Source organism: Amazonocrinis nigriterrae CENA67, assembly GCF_016056305.1.
GTDB classification, from domain to species: Bacteria; Cyanobacteriota; Cyanobacteriia; order Cyanobacteriales; family Nostocaceae; genus Amazonocrinis; species Amazonocrinis nigriterrae.
Map to the genome: position 1 here is coordinate 38,422 of NZ_JAECZC010000005.1, position 15,401 is coordinate 53,822.

Consider the following 15,401-nt stretch of genomic DNA (forward strand, 5'->3'; position numbering starts at 1 on the left):
AACCCACTGGTGCTGGTGAATACGAAACTATGTTTGTACGCACTTCATGATGAATCCAGGCTTGCAGTACCCCATATTTGGCCCCGAAATTCAGTGCCCCCACTGTCGCCAGACTATTCCGGCACTGACATTAACTGATACTTATCTGTGTCCGCGTCATGGCGCTTTTGAAGCTAATCCCAAAAATGGAGAATTAATCCATCTCCAGTCTGGACGCCATTGGCGGAGGTGGAATAATGAATGGTATAGACAACATACTCATCCTGATGGCATTCGCTTTGAAATTCACGAAGCGCTAGACAAGTTATATACTCAGGGCTACCGAGCAACAAGAGTAATTATTGCTAGACGCTATCAGGAATTGATGAGTGGCTATTTAGAACGCAGCACACCTTGGCGTTCTGGACAACCAGAGGCTGCATCTGCGCGTCTTTATGGCTTACCAGTAGAATTTAGCCCCGACTCTTCAGAAGATCCTTCCTGGGAAGTGATTAATTTTGATTTGGAGAAAGAGCCAGGTGTTCCTGTGCGCTACCCTTATTTCAGGTTATTTGAGTAGAGTTAGTAGTTATAAGCGGTAAAGTTAAAAGTTCTTACTCTACACTCAAAAACATTACCCCTCTTCACCGACGTGAAGAGGGGTTTGAGTTTATTGAATATTGAAAGTTTATCAAAAATAGCGATCGCTCTCCTAAAACCAAGTTCAGTTTAAGCAAAGTCTCTAGTTTGAAGTTTCAGAATTTGATTGACAAACTCAGCAAATACTTTTTAGCATTGTTCAAGCTGAGAGTATCAAGTTTGAGCTTCAAAGGTGAAGTGATCGCCTTCACAACTCCACCATTCCACCTCAGAACGCAAAACTCCGAGTTCAAAAGTCAAGCGATCGCCTTCAGAACACCATCGTTTGACTTCAGAACACAAAACTTCGAGTTCAGAACACCATCGTTTGACTTCAGAACACAAAACTTCGAGTTCAGAACACCATCATTTGACTTCAGAACTCGGAACTTTGAGATTAAAACTTGAAAGTTGGTGTTTGAGCGATCGCGCTTGACAATTTGATAATGATATGTACTAAGGCGAACTGATAAATTGCTGTTTCTTGCTGCGGTGTTAGGTTACTGGCTGGGCTTTTTGCTATTGTGAGGTCAGGCGATCGCACAAATCTGCTAAATTTTTACGACAAGTAACAGTTTTGGGATGATTTACTCCCAAACGTCGCTCTAAAATATCTAAAGCTTAGATGTACAAAGCCTCAGCTTCGCTGTATCTGTCTTGGGAAGAGTAGAGTCCCGCTAAGTTGTTGAGGCTAATGGCGACATGTGGGTGTTCTTCTCCCAGCAGCTTCCGCCTGAGTGCCAAAGCTTGGATGTACAAAGCCTCAGCTTCGCTGTATCTGCCTTGGGAATCGTAGAGTGCCGCTAGGTTGTTGAGGCTAGAGGCGACATTTGGGTGTTCCTCTCCCAGTAGCTTCCGCCTGAGTGCCAAAGCTTGGATGTACAAAGCCTCAGCTTCGCTGTATCTGCCTTGGGAATCGTAGAGTGCCGCTAGGTTGTTGAGGCTAGAGGCGACAGATGGATGTTCCTCTCCCAGCAGCTTGCGCCACAGTGCCAAAGCTTTGATGAACAAGGGTTCAGCTTCGCTGTATCTGCCTTGGGAATGGTAGAGTGACGCTAAGTTGTTGAGGCTAGTGGCGATACCTGGGTGTGATTCTCCCAGCAGCTTGCGCTTAAGTGCCAAAGCTTGGATGTACAAAGCCTCAGCTTCGCTGTATCTGCCTTGGGAACGGTAGAGGAACGCGAGGTTACTAAGGCTGTTGGCTAAGTCTTTCTCTAAACCTAATTGTTGTTGCAGTTCCACAGCCTTGCTTAAATACTCAATTGCCAATTCTTGCTCTTTTCTATAATCTTGAAACTCACCCCCCTCAAGTCTTTTTCTATAAATAACTCCTAAGCTAAAGTACAAAGTCGCTAAAGCTGAATCTTTTACACCTCGCTGTTCTGCATCCTCAATGAATCTTTGCAAATCTTCTATTGGCAATAAATAAGGATTATCATCATCCAAGCCTGAAAACTCATTGCCACTGAAAGCAAAACGAATCGGTTCTAATTCTCTACCAGAAATAGTGTTTTTCTTCCTAGACGCAAACCGAAAAACACCATTGCGCCAACTCCAAAAATCAGGTGCTTTTTGAATTAACTCAACTAATATTTGATTAGTCACCCACAAGACAATGGCAAAAGGAAATGCCCTTAATGCTTCCCTAGTCCACTGCAAGTAACCGAAAAAAACCTCTTGTTCTGAACGTTCCTTCCCCAGTTTGAGGAAAAAAAGCTGTTCTGCACCAGTCACAGTAATTACTGCTGGGTTACGTTGCTGCAAATATTCTTCACTTTTTACCAATTGAGAAATAGCAGCCGTTAAACTCGGCTCATCCCTTGCCAATGTCACCCGATAGCAACGAATTTCTGGCTGTAATTCTGATTCATACTGAGCAATAATTTCATCACGAAAACTAGCATCATCACAAACTGCTATTAGTAAGTTTAATCGATTTGCTTTAGCTTCAATGGAAATAGTTAAATAATCATAAGCTTCTCTATTTTCATCATCTGTCAGTAAGTGTTCATTCATTATTAATTAATCAACCCCCTGCGTCTCAAAGTTTCTACAAGAATGGGGTGAACATCATACGAAGTTACATCATTACGATATTCCAAGATACGCAAACCATGTAGTAATTCTAAAAACTCTGGCTGCTGTACGTCATCAGGCTCAAAATTATCATAAGTAATTTTCAAAATTTGAAAATCTTCTTTTCCTAAACGCAGGGATAGGTCATTACGCATTTCCTTAATTGCTTGTTCTATAACTTGGTCATCAATCACAATTCTTTCTCCTGGTTTCCGCCTGATGAGTCTCAAACAAATTAGACAACATATATTAGCCAGACGAATCAACTCCCGCAGCACTCCACCACTGTAGACAACAATCTTCTCTGCGGCAGACTTGTCTATTAATTCACTAGAAATTCGTTTTTGTAAAATTTCACATAAAATATTTGTTGCTTCACTCCGAGGCTTGGCATCGGGCAAACGATTATCACCCTGATTAAAAATTTTGATAACAGACATTACCTCAGTTTGGTTTTTGGTTTCTGACTTAATATTTTCCCAAATAAAACTGTTACACATCACTGCAATAGGGACAGTATAAATAATCCGAATATTAGGTAAAAAGAGAGATTTAATATTGTTACCATAAATTTCATTGACTGTTGCCAAGTCTAATTTATCTAAGTCATCAATAATGACTAGAGTATCTTTTTTAGTAGTAAATTGAATCAATGCTGCAATTTCATTAATGCGGGCAACTAAGTCCGATATTTTACGTTCAAATTGCTGTTCAATTTCTTCTCTCACTTTTGCATCAGCTTTTAATTGAACTTTCAGAGATTTGAGAAATCAAAACCAGCTTCAAGCCCACCTCCTAACTCCGCCTCTGTAGTCCGAGTGCGAGTTGCAAACCACCCATAGATTTGCTCTTTAGTAGTATTAGGAATTTCTACTCTGCGTGCTTCCGCCTCAGACATTAAATTAAGAGCGATCGCAAACAAAATATTGATATGATTAACAGCCGACATTTCAATACTGTCAGCAATAGAAAAGAAAACTACAAAATAATTATCTTCAATTTGTCTACTTAACTCAGCTAATAAAGACGATTTACCGCAGCCCCGATGTCCAGTAAATACAATCTTCGCATCACCATTAGGACTGTATTCAATATATTGAATTAACTTCTCTATAGAATCATTACCATAATCTACTCTAAAATTCTCAGTTTCTTTCTTTTCCAAAAGTGGTAATAATTCGAGGTTAGAATACGCTTGCTTAAAAGACTCTTGTCATTCGTTAGACATAGGCTCTGACAAAATAATATTTTTACTGCCTATTTATATTACTGCCTGTCTAGCCCCAACTCAAAAATCTTCACTCCATCTCTATGCGTCTCTGTTTATACCAATTCTCTATACACTTGCACTAAATGGTTATTTCTCTCTTCCTTGGCGTTCTTGGCGTTCTTGACGGTTCGTTTTTTAATATTAAGTGCATCTTCATGGAGAATTGCTATTAAAAAGAAAATATTATCTTCTTCCATCATAACCCTAAAAAACATTACCCCTCTCCGCCGATGGAAAGGGGTTAATCAATGCTGAAACTCAGCACTCAGCACTTTTTAATAAGCGTCTTGCAACTCGTAGAAATCAGGCGAAACGTAATCCTTCCGCAAAGGCCAACCCACCCAATCTTCCGGCATTAAAATTCGCTTCAAATTGGGGTGTCCTTCGTAGATAATGCCGTACATGTCGTAAGACTCGCGCTCTTGCCAATCCGCGGTCTTCCATATCCAGTACACTGAAGGAACTCTCGGATTTTCACGAGGTAAAAACACCTTTACCCGCACTTCTTCAGGTTTATCAACATTATCACCGACTTTAATCAAGTGATAAACGCTAACTAAATCCTGTCCTGGGCCGAGGTCAATACCACCTTGAAACTGGAGATAATTAAACCCGTAAGCATACAGGGCTGTAGCGATGGGAAGCAAGAAATCTGCCTCCACTTTAATTATCTCTACCCCGTTTTTATCAGGTTCCAAAAACTCGTGGTCAAAACCGTTTTCCGTCAACCACTGGGAAACTACACCAGCTTTGACCAAAGATTCTTGGGCTGCTGGTACTGGTTTAGATTCTTCTTCAGCCACGGTTTTGTTCCTCCTTTTGTTTCTGTGCTGTCAGCAACGCAGGTGGTACTGGTAAACCAATTGCTTCTGCTAGTTCCTTCGGCGGTGTAAAGCGAGTGTCTGACTGCAAATACTTACCAGTTAAAATTTGCTCTGTGGGCTTGAGGTTATGAGTCGTGCTGTAAAAACGGTGAGTTTGCTTAATTTGACCGCGTTCTTGCATCGAATCATTAGCTATCTTCTTCCGCAGCTTAATAATTGCGTCAATGATTGCTTCTGGACGGGGAGGACAACCAGGTAAGTACACATCCACAGGTATCAGTTTGTCAACTCCACGTACAGCCGTAGGAGAATCCACGCTGAACATGCCACCTGTAATGGTACAAGCTCCCATCGCAATTACATACTTCGGTTCGGGCATTTGTTCATAAAGACGCACTAATTGCGGTGCCATCTTCATGGTAATTGTGCCAGCTGTGATAATTAAATCAGCTTGGCGGGGGCTAGAACGGGGAATTAGCCCGAAACGGTCAAAGTCAAACCGAGAACCAATTAAAGCGGCAAATTCAATAAAACAGCAAGCCGTACCAAACAGCAACGGCCACAAACTTGAAAGCCTCGCCCAGTTGTAGAGGTCATCAACCGTAGTCAGAATCACATTTTCTGAAAGGTCTTGAGTGACTGTAGGACGCTCAATGGGGTTGATGATGCGCTCTTTGTCCTGGGTTGTTAAATTAGAATTCAAGACCATTCCAAAGCTCCTTTACGCCATGCATAAACTAGGGCGACTACAAGAATTGCAATAAAAATTAAGGCTTCAATGAATGCCAATAGCCCCAAACGATGGAAAGCAACCGCCCAAGGATACAAAAACACAGTCTCCACGTCAAAGACGACAAAGACCAGCGCAAACATATAGTAGCGGATGTTGAACTGAATCCAGGCTCCCCCAATTGGTTCCATGCCAGATTCATAGGTGGTGCGACGTTCCAGGCTGTTGCCAGTGGGTCGCAGGAGCTTGGACGCTGAAAGCGCTAGGGCAGGCACTAGGCTACAGATGATTAGGAAGCCTAGAAAATACTCGTAACCGCTGAGGACAAACACAATGAATATCTACCGCTTATGGTGTAAATAAGGCTGTTACTTTCTTTTACATTATATCTTTTTGATTTTTCTGAAATCTGGGAAACAGAAGCATTTTAGGTATTTGATTCGTTTTTACCTGTGATAGAAAAGTCTAACAGTTATGTCATAATTTTTAACGTATATTTAATAATTCCCCTCTGGGAGACTTTAGCCATGAGCGAACAAGCTGTTGAGACTCCGGTGTTAGACCGCTACGAGTGTCGCGCCTGCGGTTATGTTTATGAACCTGAGAAGGGAGATGATAGCCATGACATTGCCCCTGGAACAGCTTTTGCAGAACTCCCTGTAAATTGGCGCTGTCCAGTTTGTACTGCCAAGAAGACCGCTTTCACCAACATTGGGCCTGCGGGTACAGCTTCGGGTTTTAAAGAAAACCTCGGTTATGGTTTAGGTGTTAACAAGCTCACGCCAGCTCAAAAGAATCTCCTAATTTTTGGTGCTTTGGCTCTTGCCTTCTTGTTTTTTATCAGTCTTTACGGTTTACAATAAGACCCGTTATCTTTTTTACCTCTTTTAGGGGATTTCCTCTACCCTTGAAGTTAAAAATCTAGGGAACCATTACACAAGTTTAGAAACAACTAAGAAATACTGATGCATTCAATGGGTATTGTGAAAGGTTGGCAAAGAATACTTGCCTTGTTGATAGTAGTCTTCATGTGTATAAGTTGTAGCAAAGTTCCTTCCGTTAGCTACAATCCTTGGAAAGTCATTTCTGTGCCAACAGATGCCAAGTTGCTGGATATTGGTTTTACCGATAATCCTCAGCATGGCTTCTTAGTTGGTAGCAATGCCACGCTTTTAGAAACAAATGACGGTGGTGATACCTGGAAACCGATATCACTGACATTGGATGAACCAAAGACTCGCTTTGATGCAGTCAGTTTTGCTGGCAAAGAAGGCTGGATTGTGGGAGAACCTTCGTTGCTGCTACATACTACTGATGAAGGTCGTTCTTGGTCGCGTATTCCCTTGAGCGAAAAGTTACCCGGTAGTCCGATCGCTATCAAAGCACTAGCTGAAAATACAGCTGAGATGGCCACAGATGTGGGAGCAATTTATAAAACCACAGATGGCGGTAAAAACTGGAAAGCCCAAGTAGAAGCAGCAGTTGGTGTGGTGCGTAACTTAAACCGTTCTGCTGATGGTAAATATGTTGCTGTATCCTCTAAAGGTAGCTTCTACTCAACTTGGGAACCAGGACAAAATGCTTGGGTACCTCACAACCGCAATAGTTCCCGCCGTCTAGAAAATATGGGCTTCTCGCAAAATGGGCAGCTGTGGTTATTAGCACGGGGAGGTCAAATTCAGTTTAGCGACCCCAATAAACCTGATGAGTGGCAAGAGGCACAAAGTCCAGAGTTGTCTACAAGCTGGGGTTTACTGGATTTGGCATATCGCACGCCTGACGAACTTTGGATAGGTGGCGGTAGTGGGAATTTGCTGCGGAGTCCCGACGGCGGTAAAACTTGGGAAAAAGACCGTGCTGTTGAAGAAGTAGCAGCGAATTTGTACAAAATCGTGTTTTTGGAAAGCGATCGCGGTTTTATCATCGGTGATCACGGTGTATTACTGAAATACCTACCAAAATCTGAACAAGCTTCGCAACCAGAAGCAGCTTAATGGGGACTGGGGACTGGGGACTAGAGAAAGATTTTCTAAATACCCAATACCTAATCCCCAATACCCAGTACTGATTTCTGAGAAGGACGTTGCAACTTGTAACTCTTTCTTAACTTTGTAGGATAATAAACTCAATAACAATCTTTGTGAAGGTAGGGATCTAAATGTCAGGTAGCACTGGAGAACGTCCGTTTTCGGACATTATTACCAGCGTTCGTTACTGGGTAATTCACAGCATCACCATTCCAGCATTATTTATTGCTGGTTGGTTATTTGTCAGCACCGGACTGGCATATGATGTTTTCGGCACACCCCGTCCCAACGAGTACTACACACAAGTACGGCAAGAACTGCCAATTGTGAAGAACCGTTTTGAAGCTAAAAAGCAAGTTGAAGAATTTATTGGAAAGTAGTTTGAAATCATGACTAGCGGAAATAACATCAATCAACCAGTTACCTATCCAATTTTTACGGTTAGATGGCTTGCAGTTCACACTTTAGGTGTGCCAACTGTATTCTTCTTGGGCGCGATCGCCGCAATGCAGTTTATTCAACGCTAGGAGGAACTCATGGAAAGAACGCCCAATCCCAATAATCAACCGGTCGAACTCAACCGGACTTCTCTGTACCTGGGACTATTACTGGTTTTTGTTCTAGGAATTCTATTTTCCAGTTACTTCTTTAACTAACTGGAACTGTTGTCAATCTTTGTCTATTTCATCTGTGTTGATTTGTTGTTAAGGGAGGAGAAAAGCTGTGTCTGCTGGAAGTGGGAGAATTCCCCTGTGGGTTGTCGCTACGATCGCAGGGTTAGGTGTAATTACTGTTGTAGGCATTTTCTTCTATGGTGCTTACGCTGGAATCGGTTCTTCGATGTAATAATTAGGCTAAACCAAACATTATTTAGTTTGGATTTCCTAGCACTTGTTTAAAAATCGACATTAAAAAACCGCCTGTCTCTATGAGATAGGCGGTATTAATTATTTGTCATTAGTCAGTGGCTCCCCAACCCAGTGGCTACTCCCTTCGGTCGTGGGGGCCCCGAGTCCCCCATGAGCAACTGACGTTAGCAAAGCGGTAGCGAGCTTGCGAGTGTCACCCGAAGGGTCAGTTGTCAGTTGTTTTTTGCCACTGACCACTGACTAATAACTAATGACTACATTAGGCGATATTGTCGCTTTCAATGTATACCAACAAAAACGCAAATGTCGCAATTGGCACTACCCAACCAATTATGGGAACGAAGATAGAAGGCAAGAATGAACTATATGCCAAGATAGAAGGCAAAAATGAAGTGGCCATAGAAAAGATTCCTGTTAAATCACACTACAATTCAAGATGAGCTTACTGCAAATCATGCGAAATTTTTTAAATTCTAAAGATTTTTAACACAGATGATATTGGGGATTGGGTATTGGGGATTGGGGATTGGGTATTGGGAATTATCTCCCTCATCCCCCTCATCCCCCTTATCCCCTCATCAAAGATCCATATCCAGTAATTCATCTAGCTGCAAATTGGGCAAATCTGGAGGAATCACAGTCCGCACTGTTGTGACTTTGTGGCTTTCTTGTTGGGTAGCCATGTCTAAAGCGATCGCTTCGAGGCGAATCTCTAAACAGCCAAAGGGAATTTTTAATTGAGTCATTGCTTCCCAACCTCCCGAAGGGTTAGGTAACAAATCTTTCAGTAAATGGGGGCCGTCTAATAACCCACGAGTTTGACAATCCTCAATCCATAACTTGATTGCAACTTGTGAGGAAATCTCAGGTAGTTCTACGCGTACTCTGACAGATTCACCTGCAATTAGCTCACTGTCGGGGACATGTAGTTGCGGAATTGGCAAAGGCTCAATGATTGCTGCACTCAGAGGTAGCGAACCAGATAAATCTGATATTGGTTCCTCTGGTTGCTCCTTTTCTTCAGTCAGATAGCTCTCAGGCGCGTCCACCTGAAATTCACTTTCTGTATCATCTACAACAATTTCTTGTGCTAACCAAGCTGGTGTTTTTATATGAGGAGCAGGTGGTGGTGGTGGTGGAAGCATTGACAAGGAGGAAGAAGACACAGGAAGTGAAAATTCCTCAGTATCTTGCTTCGTATACTCTTCAATAACTGCTTCTTCAACGATGCGATCGCCTAATCCAGAGTCGCCATCAACTAAACTCTCCCCCAGCACCGCAGTTTCTTTGGCTTGGTTTTCCTCGTCGGAACTGCTGTCTGTTTCCGTATAGTCTGAAGTGTCCGCACGTCCTTGTAAACTTATCTCCTCTGCTTCTACCGCATTCAAATCTGTCTCCATTTCCGTTTCTGGATTCAGGTTTAATAGCAAATTCACATCAACAGCAGCCTGTTTGTCAGGCGGAGTTTGATGTTCTACAACATCAGTAGCTTTGCCTTGGCGTTGCAAATAGATGGATTCAGGTAGGGAATATCCTTGGCTTTGCATCCACTTCCTGATTAAGGGAGATGGGGTAACTTCCAAAGTCGGTGGTGCTAGGGCGACTTCTGGTTTAGTGTCATCTATTAATTCCAAAGTCGGTGGTGCTAGGGCGACTTCTGGTTTAGTGTCATCTATTAATTCCAAAGTCAGTGATTCTACTGTGACTTCTGGTACAGTGTCATCTTGTGATTGTCCATCACTGAGTATTAATTCAAATGTATTTACATACTCATCTACTGTCGTGTCTATCTGCGGTGAGTCTTCAGTAGTCTGAGATTCCAACCCATCTGATGAACTTAATGTATTATTTTCTACTTTTGGGTTGTCAGCCAAGGCCTTAAGAGGTTTCAAATATGGAAAAGTGTTGAGTAAATGCGATCGATGAGGTTTAATAACAAGCTGCTCTAAGTTAATGGGGGCTACGGGGGTGATGTGTTTATTTGTTACAGACTCTGACTGTAAATGAGATTTTGTGACTTCAGTATTTTTAACTTTAGAATTAGTTATATAGGCACTCAGCGGCGAGTCCAGAGACTTGGCTTTGGTAATTTCGCTTGTAGGCAACTTCGGCAACTGTGGCGATCGCGAATCTCCTGATTTATTGAGTTTAGATACCCGAACACCTGCTGGTTTTAGAACTGCTGGGTTGGTTGGCAATGTTAGGGGCTTGTTTGGCAATGAATCGCTAAACTGAGACTGGTTTGTTTTTGCGGTTTTGACCAGATTGAAAAGTTCTAAATCAAGACTAATAGATGTTTCTGGCTCTTCAGCATCGACAATCGGTGATCCGCTAGAGTCATCTAGTAAGTCTGGTTGACTAGATTTTTCTAACGCTGTGATTGCCAATAATTCTGTGACATCAGCTGTAATTGTGAAAGATTGGCTAGCTAACAGTATTACTTCAGCACCATCGACCAGTGCGCCCCACAAATTGATGTCTGCCAAAATTAACTTCGATTCACAATCAGCAGGAATATCAATTGAGGAGTTGATCGTCAAGGGTAGCAACTGATCTGGTAAAGGTTGCCGTACTTGAGTCAATATTCCTGATTTCAGGGGTGAACGGAGTTCAATTCGTAGTTCCAGTCTATGAAGACTTTCTGCATATGATGGACTCTCCAAATCAGTTTTTTCTTGTAGCTCCACGCGCCCATTAATGGTGAGTGCTTGCCCCCAACGAGCAATATAATTTTCTTGATCTAAGGTCAGTACAAGTGGAGGTGGTGATTGTATGACAAAAGAATCCTCAGCCTTTTCATCCTCCAGCAATGGTTCAGAGATTGGTAAAGCTAAATCTATTAAATTTTGTAAAATCTGCTCTGTCGTTTCCCCTTTGATCCAGGCTGGGCTAATGGGATAATCAATAACAGTTTCTTGCTGTTCGTTAATTAGTACAGTGGTCTCAATGCTGCTTTGTATGGTAACTAGTTCTGTTTTACTCCAAACTGGGCTAACAGGCTGATCAATAACAGCTTCTTGTTGTTCGTCGTCAGTTGGTAAATTACTGCTATCAGCATTGCTTTGTATGGTAACTAGTTCTGTTTTGCTCCAAACTGGGCTAACAGGCTGATCAATAATTGCCTCTTGCTGTTCGTCAGTTGGTACAGTGGTCTCAGTGCTGCTTTGTACGGTAACTAGTTCTGTTTTGCTCCAAACTGGGCTAACAGGTTGATCAATAACTGCCTCTTGCTGTTCTTCAGTTGGTAAATTACTAGTATCAGCGTTGCTTTGTATGGTAACTAGTTGTGTTGCTACAGCAGCAGATATCAAGTTCTTATTAGAAATAGAATCTGAGTGATCTAGTGAGTTAGATTCTACACTCTCCTCTAACCCTAACTTCCTCACTACAGGCACATCAGCTTGTTGAGACAAAACTTGCAGATTAAAGCTGTATTGCCAGGACTTGCCAAAAATGTCCGACATCAAGTCGCCAGAGCATCGTAACTCCCAAATTCCTGGCTTGAGATGAGTGAAGGGAATTACCGCCATTAATCCTTCTGAATTAGTGCGTCGCGATCGCTTTTGAATTCGCCGTTTTGGTGGAACTTCCTCAGTTGAAGAGTGAATCACCCGCACTTCCACATCTGTATAGGGAAGGTTAGAACGAGCCAAAACTCGATACCGACCTTCAAAAATTTCTAAGTTTGGCGACTCCAGGACATGCCAAGAGCGATCGCCCTGTTTCTGAATCAGAAATTGCCAGTGTTCCATTGTGAGTGGTGCCCAGACCAAAAAGCAGCTGAGTAATATTTTGCATTACCTTGCTTGCAAGTTTACCTCAGCAATCTGTAATTGCATCACCAAATGTAATTTTTTGATTCAGATACTACCATAACTTGGATAAACAAGGTCAGGAGAAAGTTGTTGACCGATGACTGATGACTGATGACAGTTATCAGTCAACGCAAATAGATACAGTTAAAAACTTGATTGTAAATCAAGCGTTTAAACACCATAGCGATTTTGATAAAAAGCCAAAATTTGTTGAACGCGTTGCTTTTTTTCTGAACTAGAGTTTGGTGGTAAAGAGATCCACAAGCCACCAATTTGGCTTTGATTGTAATCAAATTTTTGGGATGACTGGGGAATCAAATCCGCTTTTACCCCTTCGACTTGACGCAAATGGGCTACTATCTCTCGATAGACTGCTAAGGGTAAACCAGCAAATTCAATTTTTTCCTTAGTCTCCATCTTTATGAAGCTCCAACAATAACAGAATTTGGGGGAGGTGTTGTTACCGATACAGGAGTTGTACCTGACGGTGTTGAACCAGCAGGTGCTTCTCCTACCATTTTCGCAACTTCAATACCGTATTGTTCCAGAATTACGATCGGATTGGAACCCTGATTCATTTCAATACGTTTAATCAACACACCGTTTGCCAATCGCTGTCCTGTCTGTACATAGCGACTCGTTTGTTCATTCGGCATTTTGATAATAGCTTGGGGTTCTTTACCAATTAGAACTACACCACTGACAAACGCTGCTCTTGCTGTTTCAGGTTGTGCTGGTGGTGGTAGTACGGATACCAAAGTAGGATTGGGGACAACCTGTGGCAAAACCTTGGGTAAGACTTGAGCTAAAACAGGATTTGGTTTTAGTTTTTGAGTTTTTACCGTTGTGTTCTTAGCCACAACTGTATTGGGTGTTGGTAGTTTTCGTGCCGTCTTGAATACAGTCGGTAGGGGAGGCAACTTCGGCACTTGTTTGACAACTGTATTTGTGGGCATTTGAGGAACTGTCTGCCCGATAATTTGGGCAAACGGGTCTATGCGACCTTTTGTGACTAAAATTGCCCGTTCTGTGGGATTGGTTAGTTGAATTAAGTTAGTACTTGCGGAGTTACCTGTGGGAGCCTTCTTAGCATTAGCTACCAAGGGGTCATTAAATGATTGAGTCTTGGATGGTGGCTTTGCTACTAAAGATTGAGTCTTTGGTGGCGACTTTGTGACTGCTGGTGGAGGCGGGACAGGATTGATTGCTTGTGGTGTTTCTTCTGAAGCACATCCAGCGATCGCCAAAATTAAAATAGTTGCAACTGCAATTTTTGATTTTCTGCTCATTAGCCGTTCTCAAAAGCCATAAGAAAATTTGCTTATTTGTGTTCTGGGCGAAGACTGTTTCCTTTATAACCTAACTTTTGGGATTTCAAGGGTTATTTTTAGCACTGCTGCCTCAGAAAAAATGCGGTTTCAAATGGCTTGTGCTTAATCTAACTTTTCACAGGAAGTACTGAAACCCTGATCAAGACTGGGAGTAGGGCATAGGGTGTGGTTCTTGTGGGAACTGAAGAAAGTCTTACTACACGCCACACCCTCTGACTTTTCACGGTATGTGGAAAAGTCACGTGCTTAATCCTCCGTTGCACCCATGAGATTTTTCAACAAGTCCAGTCCTTTCTTGACTCTGCGGGAAACCGTGACTACACTAATGCCTAAGTGTTCTGCTACCTGTTTTTGTGTTAAATCTTGCAAAAACACACATTCCAACACTTCACGGGTTCGCTTTTCTAGTTGAATCAATGCTTGCTGTAGACGAATTTGGTCTTCTTGGGCTAATTGAAAACTGCGGTAATGGGGATCTGGAACCAATTCTCCCAAGCTGGTAGCCCCCTCTTCACCATCCTGAACGGGGACATCTAAGCTTAAAGGAGCGCGATTGATCCATGCTAATTTGATTTCTTGCCATTCATCTGTGGAAATCAAGAGCGCTGCTGCTAATTCCGAGTCAGTAGGCTGGCGATTGTATTTTGCACGCAAAGAACGTGAAACCCCTATTGCCTGCTGTTGCAGTGCCAAATAGCGGCGAGGAATTCGTACTGTGACACCTTTATCTCGCAGGTAGTGTTGAATTTCACCACGGATGTAGGGCATGGCAAAAGAACTAAAAGCATGTCCTTTAGAAATTTCAAATCTTTCAATAGCACGAATTAAACCCAAACAACCAACCTGGAGCAAATCATCATAGCTTTCACGGCATTGATTCATCCAGTAGTGAGCTTCTTTTCTCACTAATCCAAAATTGAGTTTTACTAGTTGATTCCGAACAGTCTCTGAGCGAGATTGCTGATATTCTCGCAACAACTGCCAAATTTCATGCTTTAGTTCATTGGTTGCTGTGGTAGGCATAGCAGCGCATTTATTTAGCAAATAACAAGTAAATTCTTCGCTTTTAAACCTAGCTAAGATTGCGTGATATTAAAGAAAGTAAATATCATGCTACAAACCTATGATTTTCTAGGTGTAGATAATCTCTTTGATCAAAATTTACTAAGAGGCTGACAATTAGTCAAAATTTTCCTAAAAAACATGGTTATTTTGTTTTTTATTGAAATTTTGTATTGTTTGTAGCTTTTGAAAGCTGCATAGGAATAAAGTATAAAATTATTTGTTAAATTTCAAACCGCGATTGTACTTAATTTGGTTAATAAATCACAAAGTTTGCTTATCAAAAATTTGATAGAGTATCAAGAGTTAGTTGATCCGTAAAGTTACTAGAGATAAAAAATAATATTTATATAATCTTTAAAATAACTAAGTAACTAAACGCAAATCAATATAACTATTCAGGTTGCTATTGAAGGAATAAACAGTAGTAACTACAACTAATAACTATTAAAAATATTTACTTTTCTTTATATTGTCTTATTTATTCTCAATATTCCCTATTTTCAACATATAGCAGTTTTCATGTGAGTGAAGTACGGGCTAATTGTAGAGGCAATTCATCAATTGCCTTTCTACCATGTACACACAAGTCTCATAATTCTTGCCTGACCTGAGTAGACTGTGTTGTGAATAGAACGTCCTAACGCACCGAAAATCTGGGATGGTGCGTTAGCTTACTGGCGTGGCAAGGCTAAATTAATCCAATAGAAAAATGGGTTTGATAAGCACTCAGCACATCCATAAGCAAAGTGCTGAGTGCAATTTGCTTATGCCTTTGA

Annotated in this window: 20 protein-coding genes and 1 pseudogene; 7 read left to right on the forward strand and 14 right to left on the reverse strand. The window is 41.7% G+C overall.

The window, feature by feature from the left end:
- Positions 1 to 49 precede the first annotated feature (49 nt).
- Entirely contained in the window at positions 50 to 559 is a 510-nt protein-coding gene (locus I8748_RS04630) for a TIGR02652 family protein (RefSeq protein WP_449658018.1), read from the forward strand.
- A gap of 233 nt (positions 560 to 792) precedes the next feature.
- Here the strand turns inward: I8748_RS04630 and I8748_RS04635 are convergent, their stop codons facing one another.
- The 9 genes and pseudogenes from I8748_RS04635 to ndhC all read right to left on the reverse strand — a co-directional run bounded on the left by I8748_RS04635 (position 793) and on the right by ndhC (position 5,850).
- Positions 793 to 963 carry a hypothetical protein gene (locus tag I8748_RS04635; protein ID WP_198123497.1) on the reverse strand — a complete coding sequence of 57 codons (171 nt, stop codon included), beginning with the start codon at positions 961 to 963 and terminating at the stop codon, positions 793 to 795.
- Between the two features lie 52 nt (positions 964 to 1,015).
- The gene (locus I8748_RS04640) at positions 1,016 to 1,162 is read right to left on the reverse strand and encodes a hypothetical protein (protein ID WP_198123498.1); all 147 of its coding nucleotides are present in this window, start codon (positions 1,160 to 1,162) and stop codon (positions 1,016 to 1,018) included.
- Positions 1,138 to 2,634 (reverse strand): annotated as a pseudogene (locus I8748_RS04645) (tetratricopeptide repeat protein). The gene I8748_RS04640 and the pseudogene I8748_RS04645 overlap by 25 nt, the downstream one beginning before the upstream one ends.
- 2 nt (positions 2,635 to 2,636) lie before the next feature.
- Positions 2,637 to 3,422: a hypothetical protein gene (locus I8748_RS35990; RefSeq protein ID WP_318781192.1), complete on the reverse strand. Its 786-nt coding sequence runs from the start codon at positions 3,420 to 3,422 to the stop codon at positions 2,637 to 2,639.
- Between the two features lie 26 nt (positions 3,423 to 3,448).
- Complete coding sequence (locus I8748_RS35995) at positions 3,449 to 3,859, reverse strand: ATP-binding protein (RefSeq protein ID WP_318781193.1); 411 nt, start codon at positions 3,857 to 3,859, stop codon at positions 3,449 to 3,451.
- 158 nt (positions 3,860 to 4,017) lie between these two features.
- Complete coding sequence (locus I8748_RS04655) at positions 4,018 to 4,179, reverse strand: hypothetical protein (protein WP_198123499.1); 162 nt, start codon at positions 4,177 to 4,179, stop codon at positions 4,018 to 4,020.
- A gap of 60 nt (positions 4,180 to 4,239) precedes the next feature.
- Positions 4,240 to 4,767, reverse strand: coding sequence for an NAD(P)H-quinone oxidoreductase subunit J (locus tag I8748_RS04660; protein ID WP_198123500.1), 528 nt, complete (start codon positions 4,765 to 4,767; stop codon positions 4,240 to 4,242).
- Positions 4,760 to 5,497, reverse strand: coding sequence for a photosynthetic/respiratory NAD(P)H-quinone oxidoreductase subunit K (gene ndhK, locus I8748_RS04665; protein WP_096559205.1), 738 nt, complete (start codon positions 5,495 to 5,497; stop codon positions 4,760 to 4,762). The genes I8748_RS04660 and ndhK overlap by 8 nt, the downstream gene beginning before the upstream one ends.
- A complete protein-coding gene (gene ndhC / locus I8748_RS04670) occupies positions 5,488 to 5,850 on the reverse strand; it encodes a photosynthetic/respiratory NAD(P)H-quinone oxidoreductase subunit C (RefSeq protein WP_066383733.1) in 363 nt (120 codons plus the stop codon). The genes ndhK and ndhC overlap by 10 nt, the downstream gene beginning before the upstream one ends.
- A 195-nt stretch (positions 5,851 to 6,045) precedes the next feature.
- Here ndhC and I8748_RS04675 point away from each other — a divergent pair, with 195 nt between their 5' ends.
- The 6 genes from I8748_RS04675 to I8748_RS04700 all read left to right on the forward strand — a co-directional run bounded on the left by I8748_RS04675 (position 6,046) and on the right by I8748_RS04700 (position 8,391).
- On the forward strand, positions 6,046 to 6,381 hold the full coding sequence (locus I8748_RS04675; protein ID WP_198123501.1) for a rubredoxin: 336 nt from the start codon (positions 6,046 to 6,048) through the stop codon (positions 6,379 to 6,381).
- A gap of 111 nt (positions 6,382 to 6,492) precedes the next feature.
- On the forward strand, positions 6,493 to 7,512 hold the full coding sequence (locus I8748_RS04680) for a photosynthesis system II assembly factor Ycf48 (protein ID WP_198123502.1): 1,020 nt from the start codon (positions 6,493 to 6,495) through the stop codon (positions 7,510 to 7,512).
- A gap of 164 nt (positions 7,513 to 7,676) precedes the next feature.
- On the forward strand, positions 7,677 to 7,925 hold the full coding sequence (psbE, locus tag I8748_RS04685) for a cytochrome b559 subunit alpha (RefSeq protein ID WP_096559201.1): 249 nt from the start codon (positions 7,677 to 7,679) through the stop codon (positions 7,923 to 7,925).
- Between the two features lie 9 nt (positions 7,926 to 7,934).
- Complete coding sequence (gene psbF, locus I8748_RS04690; RefSeq protein WP_015115279.1) at positions 7,935 to 8,072, forward strand: cytochrome b559 subunit beta; 138 nt, start codon at positions 7,935 to 7,937, stop codon at positions 8,070 to 8,072.
- Between the two features lie 9 nt (positions 8,073 to 8,081).
- Positions 8,082 to 8,201: a photosystem II reaction center protein L gene (locus I8748_RS04695; RefSeq protein ID WP_010997988.1), complete on the forward strand. Its 120-nt coding sequence runs from the start codon at positions 8,082 to 8,084 to the stop codon at positions 8,199 to 8,201.
- A 67-nt stretch (positions 8,202 to 8,268) separates the two neighbouring features.
- Positions 8,269 to 8,391, forward strand: a complete 123-nt coding sequence (locus tag I8748_RS04700; protein WP_190409178.1) for a photosystem II reaction center protein J — start codon at positions 8,269 to 8,271, stop codon at positions 8,389 to 8,391.
- 282 nt (positions 8,392 to 8,673) lie between these two features.
- Here I8748_RS04700 and I8748_RS04705 read toward each other — a convergent pair whose 3' ends face one another.
- The 5 genes from I8748_RS04705 to I8748_RS04725 form a co-directional block, all read right to left on the reverse strand.
- Positions 8,674 to 8,814 (reverse strand): photosystem I reaction center subunit VIII, encoded by a 141-nt coding sequence (locus I8748_RS04705; RefSeq protein WP_198123503.1) that lies wholly within the window; start codon positions 8,812 to 8,814, stop codon positions 8,674 to 8,676.
- A 178-nt stretch (positions 8,815 to 8,992) separates the two neighbouring features.
- A complete protein-coding gene (locus I8748_RS04710; RefSeq protein ID WP_198123504.1) occupies positions 8,993 to 12,166 on the reverse strand; it encodes a hypothetical protein in 3,174 nt (1,057 codons plus the stop codon).
- Between the two features lie 234 nt (positions 12,167 to 12,400).
- On the reverse strand, positions 12,401 to 12,646 hold the full coding sequence (locus tag I8748_RS04715) for a hypothetical protein (RefSeq protein ID WP_198123505.1): 246 nt from the start codon (positions 12,644 to 12,646) through the stop codon (positions 12,401 to 12,403).
- Between the two features lie 2 nt (positions 12,647 to 12,648).
- The gene (locus I8748_RS04720; protein ID WP_198123506.1) at positions 12,649 to 13,518 is read right to left on the reverse strand and encodes a hypothetical protein; all 870 of its coding nucleotides are present in this window, start codon (positions 13,516 to 13,518) and stop codon (positions 12,649 to 12,651) included.
- Between the two features lie 288 nt (positions 13,519 to 13,806).
- Entirely contained in the window at positions 13,807 to 14,583 is a 777-nt protein-coding gene (locus I8748_RS04725; RefSeq protein WP_198123507.1) for an RNA polymerase sigma factor SigF, read from the reverse strand.
- Positions 14,584 to 15,401 lie beyond the last annotated feature (818 nt).

What these genes read in the sequence shown, in the direction of transcription:
- I8748_RS04710 (WP_198123504.1), bottom strand. Translation starts at nt 12,166, where the DNA reads ATGGAACACTGGCAATTTCTGATTCAGAAACAGGGCGATCGCTCTTGG.
- I8748_RS04630 (WP_449658018.1), top strand. Translation starts at nt 50, where the DNA reads ATGAATCCAGGCTTGCAGTACCCCATATTTGGCCCCGAAATTCAGTGC.
- I8748_RS04715 (WP_198123505.1), bottom strand. Translation starts at nt 12,646, where the DNA reads ATGGAGACTAAGGAAAAAATTGAATTTGCTGGTTTACCCTTAGCAGTC.
- ndhK (WP_096559205.1), bottom strand. Translation starts at nt 5,497, where the DNA reads ATGGTCTTGAATTCTAATTTAACAACCCAGGACAAAGAGCGCATCATC.
- I8748_RS04675 (WP_198123501.1), top strand. Translation starts at nt 6,046, where the DNA reads ATGAGCGAACAAGCTGTTGAGACTCCGGTGTTAGACCGCTACGAGTGT.
- I8748_RS04720 (WP_198123506.1), bottom strand. Translation starts at nt 13,518, where the DNA reads ATGAGCAGAAAATCAAAAATTGCAGTTGCAACTATTTTAATTTTGGCG.
- I8748_RS04680 (WP_198123502.1), top strand. Translation starts at nt 6,493, where the DNA reads ATGGGTATTGTGAAAGGTTGGCAAAGAATACTTGCCTTGTTGATAGTA.
- I8748_RS04695 (WP_010997988.1), top strand. Translation starts at nt 8,082, where the DNA reads ATGGAAAGAACGCCCAATCCCAATAATCAACCGGTCGAACTCAACCGG.
- psbE (WP_096559201.1), top strand. Translation starts at nt 7,677, where the DNA reads ATGTCAGGTAGCACTGGAGAACGTCCGTTTTCGGACATTATTACCAGC.
- I8748_RS04705 (WP_198123503.1), bottom strand. Translation starts at nt 8,814, where the DNA reads ATGGCCACTTCATTTTTGCCTTCTATCTTGGCATATAGTTCATTCTTG.
- psbF (WP_015115279.1), top strand. Translation starts at nt 7,935, where the DNA reads ATGACTAGCGGAAATAACATCAATCAACCAGTTACCTATCCAATTTTT.
- I8748_RS04655 (WP_198123499.1), bottom strand. Translation starts at nt 4,179, where the DNA reads ATGTTTTTTAGGGTTATGATGGAAGAAGATAATATTTTCTTTTTAATA.
- I8748_RS04725 (WP_198123507.1), bottom strand. Translation starts at nt 14,583, where the DNA reads ATGCCTACCACAGCAACCAATGAACTAAAGCATGAAATTTGGCAGTTG.